This window comes from Pueribacillus sp. YX66, from assembly GCF_041725775.1.
In the GTDB taxonomy this organism is placed as follows: Bacteria; Bacillota; Bacilli; order Bacillales; family UBA6769; genus Pueribacillus.
The window spans coordinates 64,881-82,385 of the sequence record NZ_JBEUEL010000011.1; the positions used below are offsets into that span (position 1 = coordinate 64,881).

At 37.8% G+C, this 17,505-nt stretch carries 19 protein-coding genes and 1 riboswitch; of the genes, 7 read left to right on the forward strand and 12 right to left on the reverse strand.

Annotated elements, in window-relative coordinates:
• Positions 1 to 474: 474 nt before the first annotated feature.
• On the reverse strand, positions 475 to 750 hold the full coding sequence (locus ABU914_RS07070) for a 2TM domain-containing protein (RefSeq protein WP_379669030.1): 276 nt from the start codon (positions 748 to 750) through the stop codon (positions 475 to 477).
• A 108-nt stretch (positions 751 to 858) separates the two neighbouring features.
• The gene (locus ABU914_RS07075; RefSeq protein ID WP_379669031.1) at positions 859 to 1,677 is read right to left on the reverse strand and encodes a methyl-accepting chemotaxis protein; all 819 of its coding nucleotides are present in this window, start codon (positions 1,675 to 1,677) and stop codon (positions 859 to 861) included.
• Positions 1,678 to 1,936: 259 nt separating this feature from the next.
• Here ABU914_RS07075 and ABU914_RS07080 point away from each other — a divergent pair.
• Positions 1,937 to 3,041, forward strand: a protein-coding gene (locus ABU914_RS07080) for an IS3 family transposase (protein WP_379669032.1) whose coding sequence is annotated in 2 segments (ribosomal slippage) — positions 1,937 to 2,659 and positions 2,661 to 3,041 — 1,104 coding nt in all. Because the reading frame shifts where the segments join, the coding sequence is not laid out codon by codon here.
• Positions 3,042 to 3,317: 276 nt separating this feature from the next.
• On the opposite strand, the gene ABU914_RS07085 is transcribed toward ABU914_RS07080, so the two are convergent.
• Positions 3,318 to 3,593, reverse strand: coding sequence for a hypothetical protein (locus ABU914_RS07085; RefSeq protein ID WP_379669033.1), 276 nt, complete (start codon positions 3,591 to 3,593; stop codon positions 3,318 to 3,320).
• A gap of 2 nt (positions 3,594 to 3,595) precedes the next feature.
• Positions 3,596 to 3,985: a hypothetical protein gene (locus ABU914_RS07090; RefSeq protein ID WP_379669034.1), complete on the reverse strand. Its 390-nt coding sequence runs from the start codon at positions 3,983 to 3,985 to the stop codon at positions 3,596 to 3,598.
• Between the two features lie 483 nt (positions 3,986 to 4,468).
• Here ABU914_RS07090 and ABU914_RS07095 point away from each other — a divergent pair, with 483 nt between their 5' ends.
• Positions 4,469 to 5,212, forward strand: a complete 744-nt coding sequence (locus tag ABU914_RS07095) for a metallophosphoesterase family protein (protein WP_379669035.1) — start codon at positions 4,469 to 4,471, stop codon at positions 5,210 to 5,212.
• A 73-nt stretch (positions 5,213 to 5,285) separates the two neighbouring features.
• On the opposite strand, the gene ABU914_RS07100 is transcribed toward ABU914_RS07095, so the two are convergent.
• From ABU914_RS07100 to ABU914_RS07125, 6 genes are all read right to left on the reverse strand, one after another.
• Entirely contained in the window at positions 5,286 to 6,152 is an 867-nt protein-coding gene (locus tag ABU914_RS07100) for an alpha/beta fold hydrolase (protein ID WP_379669036.1), read from the reverse strand.
• 100 nt (positions 6,153 to 6,252) lie between these two features.
• The gene (locus ABU914_RS07105) at positions 6,253 to 6,459 is read right to left on the reverse strand and encodes a zinc ribbon domain-containing protein (protein ID WP_379669037.1); all 207 of its coding nucleotides are present in this window, start codon (positions 6,457 to 6,459) and stop codon (positions 6,253 to 6,255) included.
• A 431-nt stretch (positions 6,460 to 6,890) separates the two neighbouring features.
• Complete coding sequence (locus ABU914_RS07110) at positions 6,891 to 7,214, reverse strand: DUF4870 domain-containing protein (RefSeq protein ID WP_379669038.1); 324 nt, start codon at positions 7,212 to 7,214, stop codon at positions 6,891 to 6,893.
• Positions 7,215 to 7,320: 106 nt separating this feature from the next.
• Positions 7,321 to 7,893: an energy-coupled thiamine transporter ThiT gene (gene thiT / locus ABU914_RS07115; RefSeq protein WP_379669039.1), complete on the reverse strand. Its 573-nt coding sequence runs from the start codon at positions 7,891 to 7,893 to the stop codon at positions 7,321 to 7,323.
• Positions 7,894 to 7,974: 81 nt separating this feature from the next.
• A riboswitch (TPP riboswitch) is annotated at positions 7,975 to 8,076 on the reverse strand.
• A 263-nt stretch (positions 8,077 to 8,339) separates the two neighbouring features.
• The gene (locus tag ABU914_RS07120) at positions 8,340 to 8,525 is read right to left on the reverse strand and encodes a hypothetical protein (RefSeq protein ID WP_379669040.1); all 186 of its coding nucleotides are present in this window, start codon (positions 8,523 to 8,525) and stop codon (positions 8,340 to 8,342) included.
• Positions 8,526 to 9,200: 675 nt separating this feature from the next.
• Positions 9,201 to 11,114 carry a glycosyltransferase gene (locus tag ABU914_RS07125; protein WP_379669041.1) on the reverse strand — a complete coding sequence of 638 codons (1,914 nt, stop codon included), beginning with the start codon at positions 11,112 to 11,114 and terminating at the stop codon, positions 9,201 to 9,203.
• A gap of 228 nt (positions 11,115 to 11,342) precedes the next feature.
• Here ABU914_RS07125 and ABU914_RS07130 point away from each other — a divergent pair, with 228 nt between their 5' ends.
• Positions 11,343 to 11,516: a hypothetical protein gene (locus ABU914_RS07130; RefSeq protein WP_379669042.1), complete on the forward strand. Its 174-nt coding sequence runs from the start codon at positions 11,343 to 11,345 to the stop codon at positions 11,514 to 11,516.
• A gap of 5 nt (positions 11,517 to 11,521) precedes the next feature.
• On the opposite strand, the gene ABU914_RS07135 is transcribed toward ABU914_RS07130, so the two are convergent.
• Complete coding sequence (locus ABU914_RS07135) at positions 11,522 to 13,087, reverse strand: Na+/H+ antiporter NhaC family protein (protein ID WP_379669061.1); 1,566 nt, start codon at positions 13,085 to 13,087, stop codon at positions 11,522 to 11,524.
• Between the two features lie 162 nt (positions 13,088 to 13,249).
• Between ABU914_RS07135 and ABU914_RS07140 the strand changes: the two genes are divergently transcribed.
• Together ABU914_RS07140 and ABU914_RS07145 are read left to right on the forward strand one after the other, a co-directional pair.
• Positions 13,250 to 13,447, forward strand: coding sequence for an aspartyl-phosphate phosphatase Spo0E family protein (locus ABU914_RS07140; protein ID WP_379669043.1), 198 nt, complete (start codon positions 13,250 to 13,252; stop codon positions 13,445 to 13,447).
• 80 nt (positions 13,448 to 13,527) lie between these two features.
• Positions 13,528 to 14,487 (forward strand): MBL fold metallo-hydrolase, encoded by a 960-nt coding sequence (locus ABU914_RS07145; protein WP_379669044.1) that lies wholly within the window; start codon positions 13,528 to 13,530, stop codon positions 14,485 to 14,487.
• A 130-nt stretch (positions 14,488 to 14,617) separates the two neighbouring features.
• Here ABU914_RS07145 and ABU914_RS07150 read toward each other — a convergent pair whose 3' ends face one another.
• Complete coding sequence (locus ABU914_RS07150; RefSeq protein ID WP_379669045.1) at positions 14,618 to 14,854, reverse strand: hypothetical protein; 237 nt, start codon at positions 14,852 to 14,854, stop codon at positions 14,618 to 14,620.
• Positions 14,855 to 15,149: 295 nt separating this feature from the next.
• Between ABU914_RS07150 and ABU914_RS07155 the strand changes: the two genes are divergently transcribed.
• Both ABU914_RS07155 and ABU914_RS07160 read left to right on the forward strand, forming a co-directional pair.
• Entirely contained in the window at positions 15,150 to 16,214 is a 1,065-nt protein-coding gene (locus ABU914_RS07155; RefSeq protein WP_379669046.1) for an LLM class flavin-dependent oxidoreductase, read from the forward strand.
• Between the two features lie 105 nt (positions 16,215 to 16,319).
• On the forward strand, positions 16,320 to 17,381 hold the full coding sequence (locus ABU914_RS07160) for an SDR family oxidoreductase (protein ID WP_379669047.1): 1,062 nt from the start codon (positions 16,320 to 16,322) through the stop codon (positions 17,379 to 17,381).
• Positions 17,382 to 17,505 lie beyond the last annotated feature (124 nt).

Sequence of the window (17,505 nt, forward strand, 5' to 3'; positions counted from 1 at the left end):
TCATATATTACTACGGAAAAAGTTTTCACCCTTTCACTCTAGATTATGTTACAATTATTTCAATTATCAGACAATCATGGGGGTTGGAATCATTGTTTTTTCATCTATTTTTAGTTTTATCAATGATCGTATTAGGTACATTTGTTTTGCTCAATAAGCATATAAAATGGTGGATAAAGGCTACCGCATTTATTTATTACGTTATACTTTTCGTTATCTTTGAGCACGGGTTATTTTAAAAAAACACTTTAAAGATAGCCTCCCACTGAAAGAGTACTGGGATAAAATCGGTTTATACCTTTTTTCGAATTTCCACTGCTCACGCTAATTATCTATGCCCACTATTCTTAGTTTATTAAAACTCTGATAATAGAAACGATAAAATCGTATCTGCATTTACAGTATTAATTACTGTACCATTGTGTTTTTCTTCACCTTCTTCATTTCAGTGCACGGGTACAGGCCATAAAAAAACTACTCCCTCTTATCCTTCTCCATATATGCTCTAATCTTTCGCTCTTCCCATTCGACGCCAAATTTACCAGAAGCATAGACGGACAGACCATGAATGATTAGCCCAATTCCCCAACCTCCAAGCGGATAAAAGAACCACCATTCTCCTTCAAACGTGCTTACATTGATGAAAAATATAAATGCATTCACTAAAACATACGAAATGAGATGCATATAAAAGCCTTTTAAGTTTTCCACTCGCTTCTTCGCTCTTAAATACCGTTCATCGTTTTCCATTATCTTCTCTCCCTTGTAACATAATCGTTTCCATACAGTATACGCTGAAATATTTCTATCATTGCTGGAATTTTTCTAACAATTAAGGTGCCGTTCACACATTCAAAATCACACTCTCCCTGCTTTCATCAATTCATCCGCTGCAGTTTTTATGACCGAAAAAGAACTATGTAATTCCTGAACATTAGCAGAATGTTCCTCAATTGTCGATGAAATTTCCTGGATGGAGCGGTTATTTCCATTCATCGCTTCGTTTACATGATCAAGATAATCAATAATATTCGTAGACGATTGTTTACTATGTTCCGCTAAACGTCTTATTTCATTGGCCACAACCGAGAATCCTTTTCCATATTCTCCCGCTCTGGCCGCTTCAATCGATGCATTTAAGCCCAATATGTTCGACTGGTTAGCAACGTTTTGTATTGCTTTGATTAATTCGTAAGCGTTTTCAATCGTTCGAATAATCGAATTAGAGTCAGACGATATTCCTTGAATTTGCTCGTTTATGACGTTAGAAACTTCCGCCATTTGTTCTGTCGTTTGAGCCATGTTTTCAACCGTATTAGCTAATTCCCGAGATAATTGACGGAGCTTATCAATTTGTTCAGTTGATGTTGTTGTTATGAGCAAACCTACCACATTCCCATCCTCAATAATCGGATTCCATGTGACGATAAAAGGAAAACCTAGTGTTTCGGGACCCACACGCATGCGGTTCACTTTACCCGTCTTCAAAGATTCTTCCAGCAAAGGAGCTGTTAATTCTTTTATAGGTGTACCCGGACGAATGTTTGCCGTATCAAATGCAGCCGGCAGATGAACAAGATATTTCTCTGTATCCGTGATCGTAACTGTTGTCGGCTCTGTAAAAGAACGTTGGATCGTTTCAGCATTGTTAATAATTTCTTGGAGTTTTTTCGACATATTCGTTCATCCCCTTTTCCTTTTAATTCTAACTCCAAATTACCGAAACATTCGAACGATGTCAAAAGTATGGAATTTAACCATTAAAAAAGTGCCGACCTTTCGACACTCTTAACTTCCGAAAGAAGTCTCCCATCCCCAAAGAATGTGCAGGGCGATATATAATGCTCTCATAGGGTGAGACACAGGAGCGTGATAAATAAGTTATAATGAACTCATGAAAAATAGAAACCGATATACCGCAGAATTTTAAAAAAAGGTGGTTCTTGAAGTTTTGCGTGAAGAGCAACTCGTCAATGAAATAGCCGCCAAATATGAACTAAGCCCAGTTATGATCAGTCGTTGGAAAGCAGAATTTCTAGAACGATCCTCGATGGTCTTTCAGAAAGGCCCAAGCGAGGTGGAGAAAGTCCGTAAAGAATATGAATCCAAACAAGAAAATTTAGAGAAATTAGTAGATCAGTTAACAGTTGAAGTTGACTGGCTGAAAAAAAATCTGGACTCAAATAAATCTGCCCGTGAGCGAAAAACAATGGTCGAATTCAATCACCCAACGATCAGCATCAAACGTCAAGCAGAGCTTTTAAGTATTAATCGCACGAGCCTATATCGCCAACCGAAGGAACCAACAGAAAGCTCTGAAAACATCATAATCATGCACGAAATCGATAGGCTTTATACGGATCATCCATATTTTAGCTACAGGCGCATGACGGCGAAACTTAGTGAAAAAGGATTTGAAGTGAATCGTAAACGCGTACGCCGTCTGATGCGTCTCATGGGTATTCAAGCCATTTATCCTAAGCCCAACCTTAGTAAGAGACTGCATGCCAAGTACTGCCAACCTTACTTGCTTCGTGGCTTGGACATCACCCATCCAAACCATGTCTGGGAAGTGGATATCACCTACATTCGCATGGGACGAGGCTTTATGTACCTATTTACCATCATCGACTGGTTTAGTCGCAAAGTAGTAGATTACCGAATTATCTAGCACGCTAGACAAAGGGTTTGTCATGACCTGCCTTAAGCGAGCGTTTCATCGCAGCAAACCGGTTATCATCAACAGTAACCAGGGCAGCCATTTTACAAATGCTGATTATCTTGAATTATTGAAAGAAAATAGTGTTCAAGTGTCCATGGATGGCAAAGGACGAGCAACAGACAATAGTCGCACGGAACGCTTCTTTAGGGCTTTAAAGTATGAGTGTGTTTATCTAAATGAATACGAGACTCCTAGAGAGTTACGAAAAGGCATTCAACACTATGTTACGTTCTATAACACGGAGCGACCCCACCAATCCTTAAATTATTTAGCGCCGGAAACGGTTTACAAGCAACCTGAGATTGCACAAGCATCCTAAACAACGAACGTCATGCGAGGCTTTACATGGAGAGGCGGGCATGATAGCCTCGTTTGGCGGTGCCGATGTTGTGACATCTGGCTTCTCGGCAGGTGAATCTTGCCCGCAGACGCTCCATGTCAAACCTTTATGGATCGCCTCCCACATTCAGAGCGAAAGGAGAGAAAACACATAACTTAAATTTTTTCTCTTTGTGTCTTGACAAAGGGGGGCATTACAGACCCGAGAAGCCCCCACTTCAAGCCACCCGTAAGGGTGGTAAGTGGTGGGAGCAGTTCACGATTCTTCCTTTTTTGATCCTGTTACAGCTCCGGATATTTCATCGTCTAAAAAGAAAATAGTAAGACTAATAATTTTATCATCTTTTTTTAAATCATAGATCCATTTGTTATCATCAATTTCTAACGGCTTACCAAGTAATTCTTCAACATCTGTTTTGAGCATTCCTTCTTCCAAACTTTCATATTGCTCCATCGTAACTACGCCATCCTTGGAGCTACATGCCCCAAGAAGAAAAGTTAATAGAAATATTGAAATGATAGCTCTTTTCATTTTTATTCATCCTTACTTTTGTGTATTATAAACCAAGATTTCATTGAGAAAATCAAAACAAATATTAAAAACGTAACACCAATGAGCGAAAAAATTAGCTTAACTTCCCGTGCTGGATTTATTCCACCTATAAAAACTAAAATAATCGCAGCAAAATACAAGAAGAGACAAACAGGATTGACTTTGATTTCAACGGATTCGTCATGATTTAACTGTACGGCTTTACTCCCAAAAAACCATTGCTTTGCTTTGACGGTCACATTATCTTTATCAGTAGAAATCGTATATTCCTCATTGTTTTTCAAACTTTTTACTTTGCGATCGTCTACAAATAAAGCGACACCTGCTATTCCGCCAAGCATCCCTGTATTTCTTTTTACAATTACCTTCAACCGAATGTATCCTCCTCACTCATTTATTTTCACAGACAAAACTAACTTACCATTATTTTCTAACACATTCATGCGGAGGAAGGAGTAGTCAATATGTCTTATATTAAGTTTATTTTGACTGTATTGAAAAGATGGTAATAAATTCTTCCATAAAATTATCAAATCTCTTATTTAGTCCAATAATTTTTAATTCATTTTGAAATAGCCTGCTAGTCAATGACGTTTTTGCTTTTCCTTCGAAATGATTCATTATTCTTTGACAGATTTCATTATGTTTTTACACGATAGGCTATAACAGTGATTTTGCTGTTGAAAGTAACAGAAAAACTGAAAGTTTTATGGAAAGAAAAAGGGAATGTAAAAAAGAACATGCGTCAGTTAAAATTTAAATTCCATTTCTATACGGCTAATCTTCCTCCTCTCACTCATTGTCATCTTGACCTCCATTCGTTTAAAATGGAATGCAAGGGGGATTTCATAGATATGACTCAACAAACTTTCGTTATCGGTGACGTTCATGGTTGCTATACAAAACTAAAAAAACTATTAACATACTGGAATCCAGACTCGGAACAACTTATTTTCGTCGGTGATTTAATCGATCGCGGAGAGCATAGCCGTGATGTCGTGCGACTTGCGATGAAGCTAAAACAAAACTATGGCGCAGCAATAATCGGTGGTAATCATGAAGAGATGTTGCTTGAATGGCTTGATTCCCCTATGCAGCATACGAGCTTTTATTATACGGTCGGCGGCGAAGAAACACTAGCTTCCTTTTATAATAAAGAACTTGTCCAAAGTCATCATCCTGAGAAATTAGTAGAGCAAATGCAACAAGACTTCCACGAAGAAATTGAATTTTTACGCTCACTTCCAGATTATATTGAAGTTGGAAGCTACCTCTATGTCCATGCGGGAGTCAATCTTAATTTGGCTGACTGGAAAAATAGTGGTAAACAATTTTTCCGCACGATTCGGGAACCGTTTCATCAAGGTGATAATCAAACAGGAAAAACTATTATTTTTGGCCACACACCAACACGGCGACTTCACCCAGACAAACGTGACGACATTTGGACATCTTCTTGCAAAACAAAAATCGGGATTGACGGTGCCGCTGTTTTTGGCGGAAAATTACACGGTCTTCATGTAAAAGGAAATGGCGAGTACCAATTATATTCTATCGAAGGAAATAACAAAGCAACAACAAAGACGTTTCAACTATAAACATCATGTTCTTCCTTAGCTCTACGCTCAAAAGGAGCTACATCTATACGAGGTAACTCCTTTTCGCTTCAACTTAAGAAATGCTATGGGATGTAAGGAAGGAAATAAATTTATCATCCGTTTCATTAGATGACGTACCGAGCCAGATTAAATGCCCCCACGTGTCGAGGAGACACAACTCTGAATTTGATATATTTTCATAAGCGAAATAAGGATGTTCCAATGGTATCAATCCGTCGTGCTTACTGTGCATAATCAAAGTAGGACAAGTAATAGCTTGCAAATCTTTGCTCACTATTGTATTCATCTGTTCAAGATCGATAAAAAATCCATACTTTGATCGTTGGCGGTTATTCATTTTTCTAATTTCATCAATATCTTCCTTGTTTATTTTTTCCCTTGCTTCACGATACGTTAAATTACTAAATTGCGAAAACATTTGCTTAAAAATAAACCGTGGAAATACACGATTAAAAGAAGCAAGGAATCTCCATGTCAATTTCTCAGTATTGGGATGAAATACTAGTTTTGCAACTTTATATTCTTTATCTTGCGGAGCAAGCCATCCTTTTGTAACGGCAGATTGCAAAGTAAGCGAACGAACTTTCTCAGGGTAGTTAGCAGCAAAATAAATTCCGCTAGGACCCCCTGCAGAAATCGCAAGCAGATGAACTTTTTCTAAATTTAAATGTGTTAATAACTTCGCGTAATATTCGCAAGCAACTGAAAGGCTTTTGCCAATTTCCTTAGAAGTGATTCCATAACCAGCTCTCGAAGGAGTAATAATAGAAAATGCATTTTTGACTAAAGTTTTATAACCAAATTCCTCTTTGCAATTTGAGTGACCACCATGAAAGACAAGGATAGGTTCTCCTTCACCAATAATAGAATATTCAATTGTTGCGCCATCGGCATCATAGGTTTCACACTTTCGTTCCATCAATTCATCCCACCGCCTATTTTCACAATCCCTTAATAAAAATCACATTGCATAACAAAAGAGGATAGATGCTCTTCCTATCCTCATTCTCCAACAATGACTATCCACCAAAAAATAAATCAATCACGTTTGCCGCCATTGAAGATTTACGATTATAAAGCTCAGAGTAACCACAATTTTTGCAATAAACGACGAGAAACTTATTATGCTGAACATCAAAAATCTTCGACAAACCTGCACCTGTCGTTGCAATTTTTTTTGTTCCTGTCTTTGTTCCTCCGCATTTGATACATCCTTTTTCTGCCATACAATTCACCGCCTTTTTTATCATCATTTTAATTATCGAGTCACATATGTAAATCCGTTTAGCCACTACAATTATTTCACATTTAAAGTGGTCTTAACTTTTTTTTCAAATTTAATAAATTTCGATTGGCTGAACCTTTTCGTAATCATTCGGTTACTGTTCTAGTTGCTATTCCATTTTCTTTTTTTACTTATCTGAATGCATGATCATAATTCAGCAATCAACATAAAAAAATAAAGGAATCCCCATCTAGGCTTTAGCGTAGAAGCGAAAACTTTTGGAACTGGAGAATTGGTTCAGTCAACTTGGTCAACTAGTAAAAGACGCTATGACCCGAGAATCTCACACTTCAAAATCCGTAGAATTTCAAGTGATAAGTAGTTCACTTAAAAAGACCAACCCTTCTATCAAGAGCTGGTCATACTTAGTTTTTATTTAAAAAAACGAATCGCAAGCGGAATGCGATAATGGTCGCCGTTGAACGCTTTGATGGCTGCTACAATTGTAAAAACGAATGCCAAAATTCCGACGATCGCTGCCAAAACAAAGCCAATAAGTACGAGCATAAGAATCGAACTAATAATAATATAAATCGTATAAGATATGAAAAAATTAAAATATTCCTTACCGTGATAATCAATAAAGCTCGATTCGTCCTTTTTAATGATCCAAATTAGCAACGGACCAATAATCGTTGTGAAAAAGCTCGTTACATAAATTAAACATGCTAATAATCTTTCATCACTATTTGACATATTTCACCTTCTCCCCCCTTTTACAGAATATTGTACTACAGTTTATGCTGTAATTCACAAAAAGATATAAAAATCTCCATCTTTATTTATCAAAGCGAGATGCCCATTATGATAATGATTTATTTTCAAGTAAACGCGGTGAAACCGAAACGAGCGCGAGTAAAACGATCGCACATAAAATAAACGTAAGGATCATTGTCGTTCCGTTGATGATAAAGGAATACCATACAGGAGACATCCCTTCTGGTGCATACGAACCCCAAAAATAATAGCCTGCAACAAAATGCCAGAAATAACGTGCAAAACTAGCGAGAAATATCGCCATCGTTAAAGTAAAAAATGCTTCTTTTTTACGATGATGCTTAATTTTCTCTTGAATCACATACGCGAAAAATCCAGCAACGCCTACCATTGCAAAAGCTAGTAAGTACTCCACAAGTACTTGAACAGGATACAAAACCGTAGCATCACCAGTCACAATTTGCAATACACCCCAAAGAAATCCAGAAAAAAAGCCAGCCTTCCACCCCCAACGTAACGCAACGATGAAGACCGGCACCATCGCAAACGAAACAGAGATCCCTGCTACGATTTGGATCGATGGAAGAAAATCAAGGATCATTGCCGCAGCAGCGAACATCGCCGCTTCAATTAATATTTGTAATCGATAATTTTGCATAAAAAAGCCCCCTATGTGTTATTAGTAATAAACGAATCCCATAGGAGACCAAAGAAACTGATCAATGAAACAAACCGCTTCTTCATCAATACATCACATCCCTACGCTAGTACTAACTAACAGGTTCAAAGGGTCAGAACGGAGTCGTTCACTCTCAGCCCATTGGCTCCCCTTGTGATACGTTTATCAATTCAGAACTTAGTATAGCTTATATCGCTACAAGAAACAACGAGTACGCTCCGTTTCCTTACGGAGAGGTATTTATTTGGCCACAAACATTTTACTCATACATTCATCGATTTCTACTGTGCATATCTTTTTTCTTACTGACCCTTTATAGTGCTCAATACTCGTAACTTTTTGACATTTCCAATGGAGCAACATACACCGTAACATCGCTCACATACTTGAACATGCTCTTTCATTTACATAACGATAAATGGAGATCATGTGTATGTAAAGCAACCCAATTCAATACTCTCATACTCTACTAACACATCATATTCCGATTGGATCACTTTTCCCGTTTGCTTAACAACCGTTCTAATTGCTTCTTCAAACGTCTTGATTGATTCAAAATCATTAGACTTAGAAATATTAACTTTTAAAACTTTTTCATCAAGTAAAACCATCGATTCTCGCTCAGCTTGACAGCCGAACAACGTGATGAAAGCAAATCAAAATAATGACAAATAAATTTCACTTCACAGCGTAATCCCCTACTCATTATTTTCTTCTAACACTTCAGGATAGACGAGCGTGTTAAACACTTCACTAGATACTTCATCTTCAACATCGATCATTACTTTGGCATCATCGATTTGTACCGACATCCATGAAATACCGATTGCGATCGATACAAACTCATCAAAGTTACTTTCAAATACTTGCTGTCCATCGAGAAACGTAAATTAAGAATGAGCTTTGTTATACGTAATCTCTTTAATTGACTGAGCATTTTAATTCGCCTTTTCTACGGCTTCGACAACGGCATCTTTTTGAGCATGTCGTTTGTAGACTGGCTTGGAAATTGAAGATGTAAGTAACCCGTCGGATTTATTGTCACTTCACTTACGCCTTCGCATATTTCAATAATTTGATCAAATTCTTAGTCTTCAAACCGTTCTGAAGGGTGTTCAGCAATCTTTTATCTACATTAAGTGACTGTGTTTGTCTTCTTCGAAAACTTCATTATCTTACAGTTTATTCACTTCATCACCATCACTACATGCCAAAAAAATCGTAATTTAAAACACAACACCATTTCTCATTCTAATCTCGTCTCGTAAATAGTCTTTTTTCTCTATCTATTTGAAAAAACCTGCTTTTACTAAATGACTTTTTAGTTTTTGTTTATAATGTTCCTTTAAATGCTCGCGGTATTTCTGGAAATTCAAAGAACGTTTTTCATTGGAACGCAACACTTTCATCGTTACAGAGTCATTACTTAGATACAGTTTAATTTTTAATTTTTCTAACTTATACATAGGTGATTCATATGTCCATTTTTCGCTTCCTTTAATTGTAACAAACTTACAATCATTTAAACACGAAAAACTTAAATTCAATTTCCAAACACCCGTTTCCCATTGTAGAGCATTAGATAGTTTTCCATGAAAAATAATCTTGTTATGATCATCAACCCACTTAAATGGCAGCGGAACATATTGATCCAGTAACTGCTTCTGCCTACGCAATTGTAAGGAAAGACGAATGTGTTTCTTCAAATTAGAAGTGAATGTATTTTTCTGTAAATGAAGCTCACCTTCGAAACGAAATGATTGTTCTTCTGCTACATATATAAAACTAGTGAAACGCGCTGTCATCTTTGAGAGGTGAACGCGCTGCTCTTTTTGTCGCAAAGCGTATTCAAATACGGTTACCCATTTTTGTGCAGTCTTCTCTCTGCTATATTGTTCAACAATCTTCAGCGCTTCTCGGCTTAGCGTATTCCGTTTCTGCTTGTTTTGAAACAATTCAATCATTGCATTTGCTAATCCATTCACATCATTTGGTTCAATTAAAATCCCATTCTTTTTATGTTTTATTAAGTCTAGTGGCCCGTAGTGACACGCATAGCAAATGACCGGCGTTCCGACTGACATACTTTCAATAATCGACATCGCAAAAGCTTCTGATTTTGAAGTCATAACTGAAAAAGCAGCACGCCGAAAAACCGCTTCGGTATTTTTCGTAAATCCTTTAATCAACACATTGTTTTCTAGCTTTAACTTTGCAATGAGGCGTCGATAAAGAGCCTCTTCCTTGCCGAACCCCCATATTTCTAATTGTGCTTGAGGTATTTTTTTTATTACTTTTTTAAACGCTTTGATCGCATGCGGAATCTGTTTAATCCCATCATAACGAGCGACAATAACAGCAGTATATGGTTCATAGTCTTGCTTTTTAACTAACGGTTGGAGAACTGGTACAGGGTGTCCAACCGTATAAATCGTCGAAATATGCCCAAATCGACTACATATATCTTCCGCTTGCTGTTCAGTTAATGTAACAAAAGCATCTAACTTGTTCACATGTTTGATGAGTGATTCATTCCGAGTAACGAGTCGACTACCATAATGATACGGTGCTTGAAGATGATGACTATGTAGCAAAGCAACTTTCGCAATTCTCGGATCTTTAACCGCAAATAAAACTTTATCTGAAAAACGTCCATCTGATAATAGAATAACATCGTCGTGTTTTTTAATAATCGAACGAATAAAAAAGTCCCGATAATCTTTTACTTTATTGAATGTTCTTTTTTCTTCCCCGTTCGGACAAAACCACGTGCATTTTAATGTTTTGCCTGTCACTGAATCAAACTTACGCTCAAAAAAACATGATCCATTCGAAGAAAAAAAGTAGTCTTTATATAAATTATTCGACCTTCGATCGATAAACATTAATTTACGAACCTGTCCGTACTGATCAGACACTTCTTGCTTTTCATATACATCATCGGTTGGAAGTTCCCCTATATGATGTCGACCAACATTTCCATTGATATGCTTCTGCATGAAAAACTCATATACATTTACATGCCGCATATGGTTATCCCATAAGTTCACACTTTTTAATTCATTAAGCACATTATCATATTCGGGATTATAATCAAACGTAATCAATCCGATTTCCGGAAAATGAGCACGCAACAGTTTCGCACGTTCCAATGCTGCTCGTGTCATTCCGCCTCTCACTACATCGAGCGAATGAATCATGAAATAAACCCCATATGTTCTCAAACGCTTTCACCCTTATTTCAACAATCTATATTACTGTTATAGTCGAAATAATAGTGATATAAACAGTATCCCGATTTTTAATAATGCATAAAGACACGCATATGTATATAAGCAACAACTCGTTCGCTTGAAAATTTCTCCTTATTAAGGTACATAAGACGCAAACGTTGAAACGAAGTCATACCCTAAGGGAGGGGAGCGTCAATGAAATTATTCGCAGTACTATCGCTCATGACCGTTTTATTACTCATATTTTTATATGTACAAACACTAAAAAAAGCAATGGTTCCTGTACCAACTAAGGAAAAATTAGCCATTTTTCTTTTCATAATAGCTTTTATCGCGCTCATTTGGATGATAATCGGTTTATTCAAATAGTTTGGTCAATCGGTACGAGTCTTGGAGCGATCTTGTACAAATAAAAAAAACATAAACAAAACCCCAAACAGAACAGCAAGTGCAAGAAAGATGCTACCAGTAAATCCAACAATGAAAAATCCGATCAATGAAATAAAAGCAGAAATGAACGCATACGGAAGCTGAGTCATGACGTGATCAATATGGTTCGCTCCCGCTCCAGTAGAGGATAAAATCGTCGTATCTGAAATCGGAGAGCAATGATCCCCAAACACAGCTCCAGCCAACACAGCAGCTAACGAAGGAAGAAGCATATGAATATCAGTAGCCACTGCCATATCTCCCGCAATTGGAAGAAGGATCCCAAATGACCCCCAAGACGTACCCGTTGAAAACGCCATGATTCCCGCAATGACAAACATAATAACCGGAAGAAATGCAGAGTTCATATTCCACATCTCCGCTACACTCGCTAAATATTTACCCGTCCCTAACCTTTCAATCAAATCAACAATCGTCCACGCAAATAACAAAATGTAAATCGCAGGTAGCATCGATTTCATCCCTTCGATTACTCCCCTATAGAAAATTCGAGGCTCCACACTTTTAGTAACGAAAGCTTGCCTTGCAAACATTACCGTTGTAACAATTAAAGCTAGTAAGCCCCCAGCTAAAAGAGACGTACTAACATCTGTATTTTCAAAAATTTTCAATATAGTAGGACTACCTTCACTTGCATGATAGCCTGTCCAAATCATCACCCCAACTGTTCCAACGATGAGCGCAATGATTGGAAAAATGAGATCAAAAACAGACCCAGATCGACTAGTCGGTAATTCATTCTTCAGTTCACCAGCAATCGGCTTAGCTGGATCATATAGTTGCCCTTCTCTCATCGCTCGCATTTCATGTACATTCATCGAACCGAGATTAAAGTTTCGAAAAATGACAACCAACACTATTCCGAGTGAAGCCCATACGTAAAAATTCATTGGAATAAGTTGAATGAAAGCTGAAAAAGCAGTATATTCACTCACCCCATGTACCGCTAAAATAGATCCAATAACCGTTATAATATATGCACCCCAGCTTGATATTGGTGAAATCACGCATACAGGAGCAGACGTTGAATCAATAATGTAAGCAAGCTTCGCTCGCGATACGTTTTGTCTATCCGTAATCGGTCGCGTCACTTGTCCAACAGCCAATGCATTGAAATAATCATCAATAAAAATAATAATCCCAAGAATAAATCCGACAAATTGAGCACCTGCGCGTGTTTTCACACGTTTCATCGCCCAATTACCAAACGCATGACTACCCCCTAATATTGAAATGAATGCGGTAATCATGCCGAGCAACAGTAAGAACAACATAATGAAAATGTTAGATGTATGGAGCGCACCGTCACTAATAAATATAAGTTTCACTGCATTTGCAATTATGACACTCGTGTCAAAAATATTAAAATTCGCCAATAAAAAAGCAGATGTAACAATTCCAACCGCTAATGACAATAACACTCTTCGCGTAAAAACTACCATCAAAATGGCTAAAAGTGGGGGCAATAAAGAATAAATCGTATTATCCAATGTTTCACCTTCTTCCATACTTGTTATACTACCATAACAATGGTCTTTCAGACCTTTAAAAGAAAATATAAATTCTGCCATTAATTTTCCTTATAACATTTACTTTACAAAATATGCTAAAATAGGTCATGAAATACATAAGGGACGGGGAGGGTTGTAACCATGCAAAAAATCAACCAAACCGAAAAACTTTTAGATGAAATTAATTATTTGCGAAATAGATTACTTGCAGTAGGAACGAAAAAAGGTTTATCTCACTGTAAAACATTAAGAATTAGCCGGGAGTTAGATAAACTTTTGAATGAATACCAATCAAATTCATCTTCTTTTTCTTCAAAACACACACCATCCCGAGATTAACCCGACTTCTAAATATCCATCCCTACACTAAAATATGATAAAATATAATCATCACTTGTTAGAGGTTTGGAGTGGGTTCCATGATACCAAACAATATAAAAATAATCCCGATCATTATTCCCGTTAAATCCCCATTAAAAAGCGTTAATTTTTATTTAATAAAGACCGACCATTCATTATTATTAATAGACGCAGGCATGAACATCGATGATTGCTGGCAAGGATTGAATACCACGTTAGCGAAACATGATTTTACACTACAAGACATTACACACATTATCATTACACATCACCATGTTGACCATGTCGGCTTAATTAATCGCATCGTAGAAAACTATCAAATCCCTGTGTACAGTCATCGTTTTTCTGTTCCTCGCTTAAGACGTGACCCTGAATACTTGCAGAAACGAATTGAATTTTTTGCAGATCTTTACGATAAAATGGGTTGCGGAGAAGCAGGGGAAAAGCAAATCAATTACTTAAAAAATGCTGCTAAAAAGAATACTGATCAATCAATAACATACGAACTTCATCATATTGAAGAGCTTTCGCTGAACGAGTTTCAAATAGTCGAAACACCCGGGCATGCGATTGACCAAATTGCACTTTACGATGAAACGGGAAAAACGTTACTCTCTGGTGATTTACTCATCGAACATATTTCGAGCAATGCCCTCGTCGAACCAGACGAATTCGGGAATCGAATGAAAACGTTAGTCGATCATGAAGCATCACTTAAAAAAATCCAAGCATTAAATATCGAACGCGTTTACCCTGGTCACGGTCAAGTGATTGAAACACCTCATGACCTCATTGAAAGAAGAATCCTCGGTATTGAAAACAAGGCGAATAAATTTCTAGCCTTGCTTGAAGAAAAAAGCTTAACAGCTAGCGAGCTCGCACAACAATTTTACAAAGATACATACAAGAAACAATTTTCCCTCGTCATGTCGGAAATAATCGGTCACCTTGACTACTTGGAACATAAAGGGAAAGTAAAAAAAGACTTTGAAAATGGTGTTTGGAACTATTTTGTATAAAACATAGTAAAAGCAGAACCTAGCATTTTTGGTTCTGCTTTTATTATTTCGTTCAACTGAACTCTTGATACTGTTTCACATGGAAATAGTTTGATTACCTCGTTTAATCTACCGGAAGATGTGACGACGATTACGTATGAGATTTCCAGACGATCTGAGATAAAATATAAGCAATTGTTGCTGAAAGTAATGTAAGCCATATAGGAAGTGATGTAATTCCACCAAACTCTACGGTTCTCGTTAGCTCATTCGATACTATTGACAAATCATTCGATACATACAGTTTTATTAAAATAAAACCCGTTAGCATTTGAAAAATAACTTGAAGTAGTGAAAAGCTGAGAATAAATACTAAATACTTTTTCAAATGAACCACCTCTTTTTTATACCTCTTAATATTTATCGGCTACATTTCCTATGTTTTTACGATGATCCACAATCCACTGTTTATACTTTTTGTGAATAGTACCAAACTTTTTAAACTCACATTCTGTAGATTTGATTTATCATTTTTCAAATAGTATCTAAAAAATCCGTAAAGGACACGCATTTATCCCTCTATTGATATTGATGACATTCTACATGCATTGAGCATTGCGCAAGTATTTATTATAAAATTTTGCTATACTGAAAAAAATTAAAGTCAATGCAGGTGAATGATAATGAACGAGGACGAAACAATTTTTGAAATTGGAATTAGTACATTTTTAGAAGCGACAACAAACCCGATTACAGGAGAAACAATTAGTCACGCTAAACGACTACAAAATGCCATTGAAGAAATTGTGCTCGCTGATGAAGTTGGCTTAGATGTATATGGGGTTGGAGAACACCATCGAAAAGATTATGCGAGTTCCGCTCCCGCTGTCGTACTAGCTGCCGCTGCCTCTGTAACGAAAAAAATTCGACTCTCAAGTGCAGTGAGCGTATTGTCATCAGATGATCCCGTGCGCGTCTTTCAAGAGTTTGCGACGCTTGATGGTCTGTCCAACGGACGAGCTGAAATTATGGCAGGGAGAGGCTCTTTTATCGAATCATTTCCACTGTTCGGATACAGCTTAGATCATTACAACGAATTGTTTGATGAAAAACTTGATTTGCTACTTAAAATTAGAGAATCTGAAAAAGTGACTTGGTCAGGAAAACATCGTGCGTCAATCAATACTCTCGGCGTTTACCCACGACCGATTCAAGATCCTCTTCCCGTCTGGATTGCCAGTGGTGGTACGCCACAATCCGCGGTTAGAGCAGGTACATTAGGTCTTCCGATTGCCCTCGCGATTATTGGTGGTATGCCTGAACGATTTGCACCTATAGTCAATCTGTATAAACAAGCGGCGGAAAAAGCAGGACACGATCCGAATCAGCTTCAGATTGCAACCCACTCTCACGGTTTTGTCGATGAAACAAATGAGAAAGCGGCGGAACTATTTTATCCACCAACCGCAGCGCAAATGAACGTCATCGGACGTGAGCGTGGCTGGGGTCCTTACACTCGCGAAACATTTGATGCAGGACGCAGTTTGAAAGGTGCACTATACGTCGGAGATCCTGAATACGTCGCTGAGAAAATTCTTTTATTACGGAAAAATTTAGGGATAAACCGCTTTTTTTTACATGTGAATGTTGGCACGATGCCACATCGTGATATTCTTCGCTCAATCGAGCTTCTCGGTACTAAAGTCGCTCCAATCGTCAGAAAAGAAATTGCAAAAGAAAACAAATAAATCAAGTGTGTGAGTCCTTTTAGGCTCCACACTCTTTTTTATTATCTGCATGTTCTCGTTGAATAGAGAAATACTTAAACAAATGAAGTCGAGGAGGATGTGCAGTTGAATCCAAAAAATCATCAAAAGCAAGCGATTCAAAACTTCTTAAAAGTCAACCCGCTCTCCTTAAAGACGTTACAAGACCAGGTCATCGTCATTACAGGCGCATCGAGTGGCATCGGTCTCGTCACAGCAAGAATGGCTGCTTCACAAGGAGCAAAAATCGTTGCTGCAGCAAGAAATGAAAGTGCATTAAAAGAATTAGTAAATGAACTTCAAGATAAAGGTCAGGAAGCGATTTGGGTAAAAGCAGATGTCGGTCGCGAAGAAGAGGTTCGCAATATTGCAGAAACGGCAATTAAAAAGTTTGGAATGTTTGATACGTGGGTAAACAATGCTGGCGTAGCCGTTTTCGGTCACGCTATTAACGTAAGTATCAAAGATATGAAACGAATGTTTGCTACAAACTTTTGGGGGGTTGTCTATGGATCAAAGGAAGCGGTCAAACATTTTAAAGAAAGAAAGGAGCCAGGTGCTCTTATCAATATTGGAAGCTTTTACGGTGACAGAGGTGCGGTTGTCCAATCCTCCTATGCTGCTTCCAAATTTGCAGTCCATGGATGGACGGAAAGTTTACGTATGGAATTAGAAAAAGAAAAAGCTCCTGTCTCGGTAACGCTTATTCATCCCGGTCGAATCGACACCCCATACAATGAACACGCGCACAGCTATTTAAATAAACAGCCCGCACACGGGGGTATGATTTACCCACCGGAAGCAGTAGCCGAAGCGATCCTATATGCTGCGGAAAACCCAAAACGAGACCTTTACATCGGGTCTCAAGCGAAAGTGATGGAACTCATTGGAACGCTATTGCCAAGAACGACTGATAAACTGATGGAACTCTGGCTTTATCGTTCCCAACGCGCCGATAGACCGTCTAAACCTCGTGAAGAAAGTGCCTTATACGACGCAGGTTACGGATTGCACGAGCGCGGAACGAACTACGGTTGGAAACGAGCAAGAAGTCTGTACGTAAAAGCAAGCAAACACCCGATCATCTCACGTATCGCTGTAGTCGGAGTCGGTACATTAGCGTGGGCTTTGATAAAAAGGAAAGAATAGTTTTTCTGGCACCCTTTCATGGGTGCTTTTAAATTCAGTGTCAGTAAATCATATTTTTAGTGATTAACACATTCATCGCTATATTTTGCCTTTCAAACCACTCCAATAGCGAGATTGGAAGAGT

What these genes read in the sequence shown, in the direction of transcription:
- ABU914_RS07070 (WP_379669030.1), bottom strand. Translation starts at nt 750, where the DNA reads ATGGAAAACGATGAACGGTATTTAAGAGCGAAGAAGCGAGTGGAAAAC.
- ABU914_RS07075 (WP_379669031.1), bottom strand. Translation starts at nt 1,677, where the DNA reads ATGTCGAAAAAACTCCAAGAAATTATTAACAATGCTGAAACGATCCAA.
- ABU914_RS07085 (WP_379669033.1), bottom strand. Translation starts at nt 3,593, where the DNA reads ATGAAAAGAGCTATCATTTCAATATTTCTATTAACTTTTCTTCTTGGG.
- ABU914_RS07095 (WP_379669035.1), top strand. Translation starts at nt 4,469, where the DNA reads ATGACTCAACAAACTTTCGTTATCGGTGACGTTCATGGTTGCTATACA.
- ABU914_RS07100 (WP_379669036.1), bottom strand. Translation starts at nt 6,152, where the DNA reads ATGGAACGAAAGTGTGAAACCTATGATGCCGATGGCGCAACAATTGAA.
- ABU914_RS07105 (WP_379669037.1), bottom strand. Translation starts at nt 6,459, where the DNA reads ATGGCAGAAAAAGGATGTATCAAATGCGGAGGAACAAAGACAGGAACA.
- ABU914_RS07110 (WP_379669038.1), bottom strand. Translation starts at nt 7,214, where the DNA reads ATGTCAAATAGTGATGAAAGATTATTAGCATGTTTAATTTATGTAACG.
- thiT (WP_379669039.1), bottom strand. Translation starts at nt 7,893, where the DNA reads ATGCAAAATTATCGATTACAAATATTAATTGAAGCGGCGATGTTCGCT.
- ABU914_RS07120 (WP_379669040.1), bottom strand. Translation starts at nt 8,525, where the DNA reads ATGGTTTTACTTGATGAAAAAGTTTTAAAAGTTAATATTTCTAAGTCT.
- ABU914_RS07125 (WP_379669041.1), bottom strand. Translation starts at nt 11,114, where the DNA reads ATGATTCATTCGCTCGATGTAGTGAGAGGCGGAATGACACGAGCAGCA.
- ABU914_RS07130 (WP_379669042.1), top strand. Translation starts at nt 11,343, where the DNA reads ATGAAATTATTCGCAGTACTATCGCTCATGACCGTTTTATTACTCATA.
- ABU914_RS07140 (WP_379669043.1), top strand. Translation starts at nt 13,250, where the DNA reads ATGCAAAAAATCAACCAAACCGAAAAACTTTTAGATGAAATTAATTAT.
- ABU914_RS07145 (WP_379669044.1), top strand. Translation starts at nt 13,528, where the DNA reads ATGATACCAAACAATATAAAAATAATCCCGATCATTATTCCCGTTAAA.
- ABU914_RS07155 (WP_379669046.1), top strand. Translation starts at nt 15,150, where the DNA reads ATGAACGAGGACGAAACAATTTTTGAAATTGGAATTAGTACATTTTTA.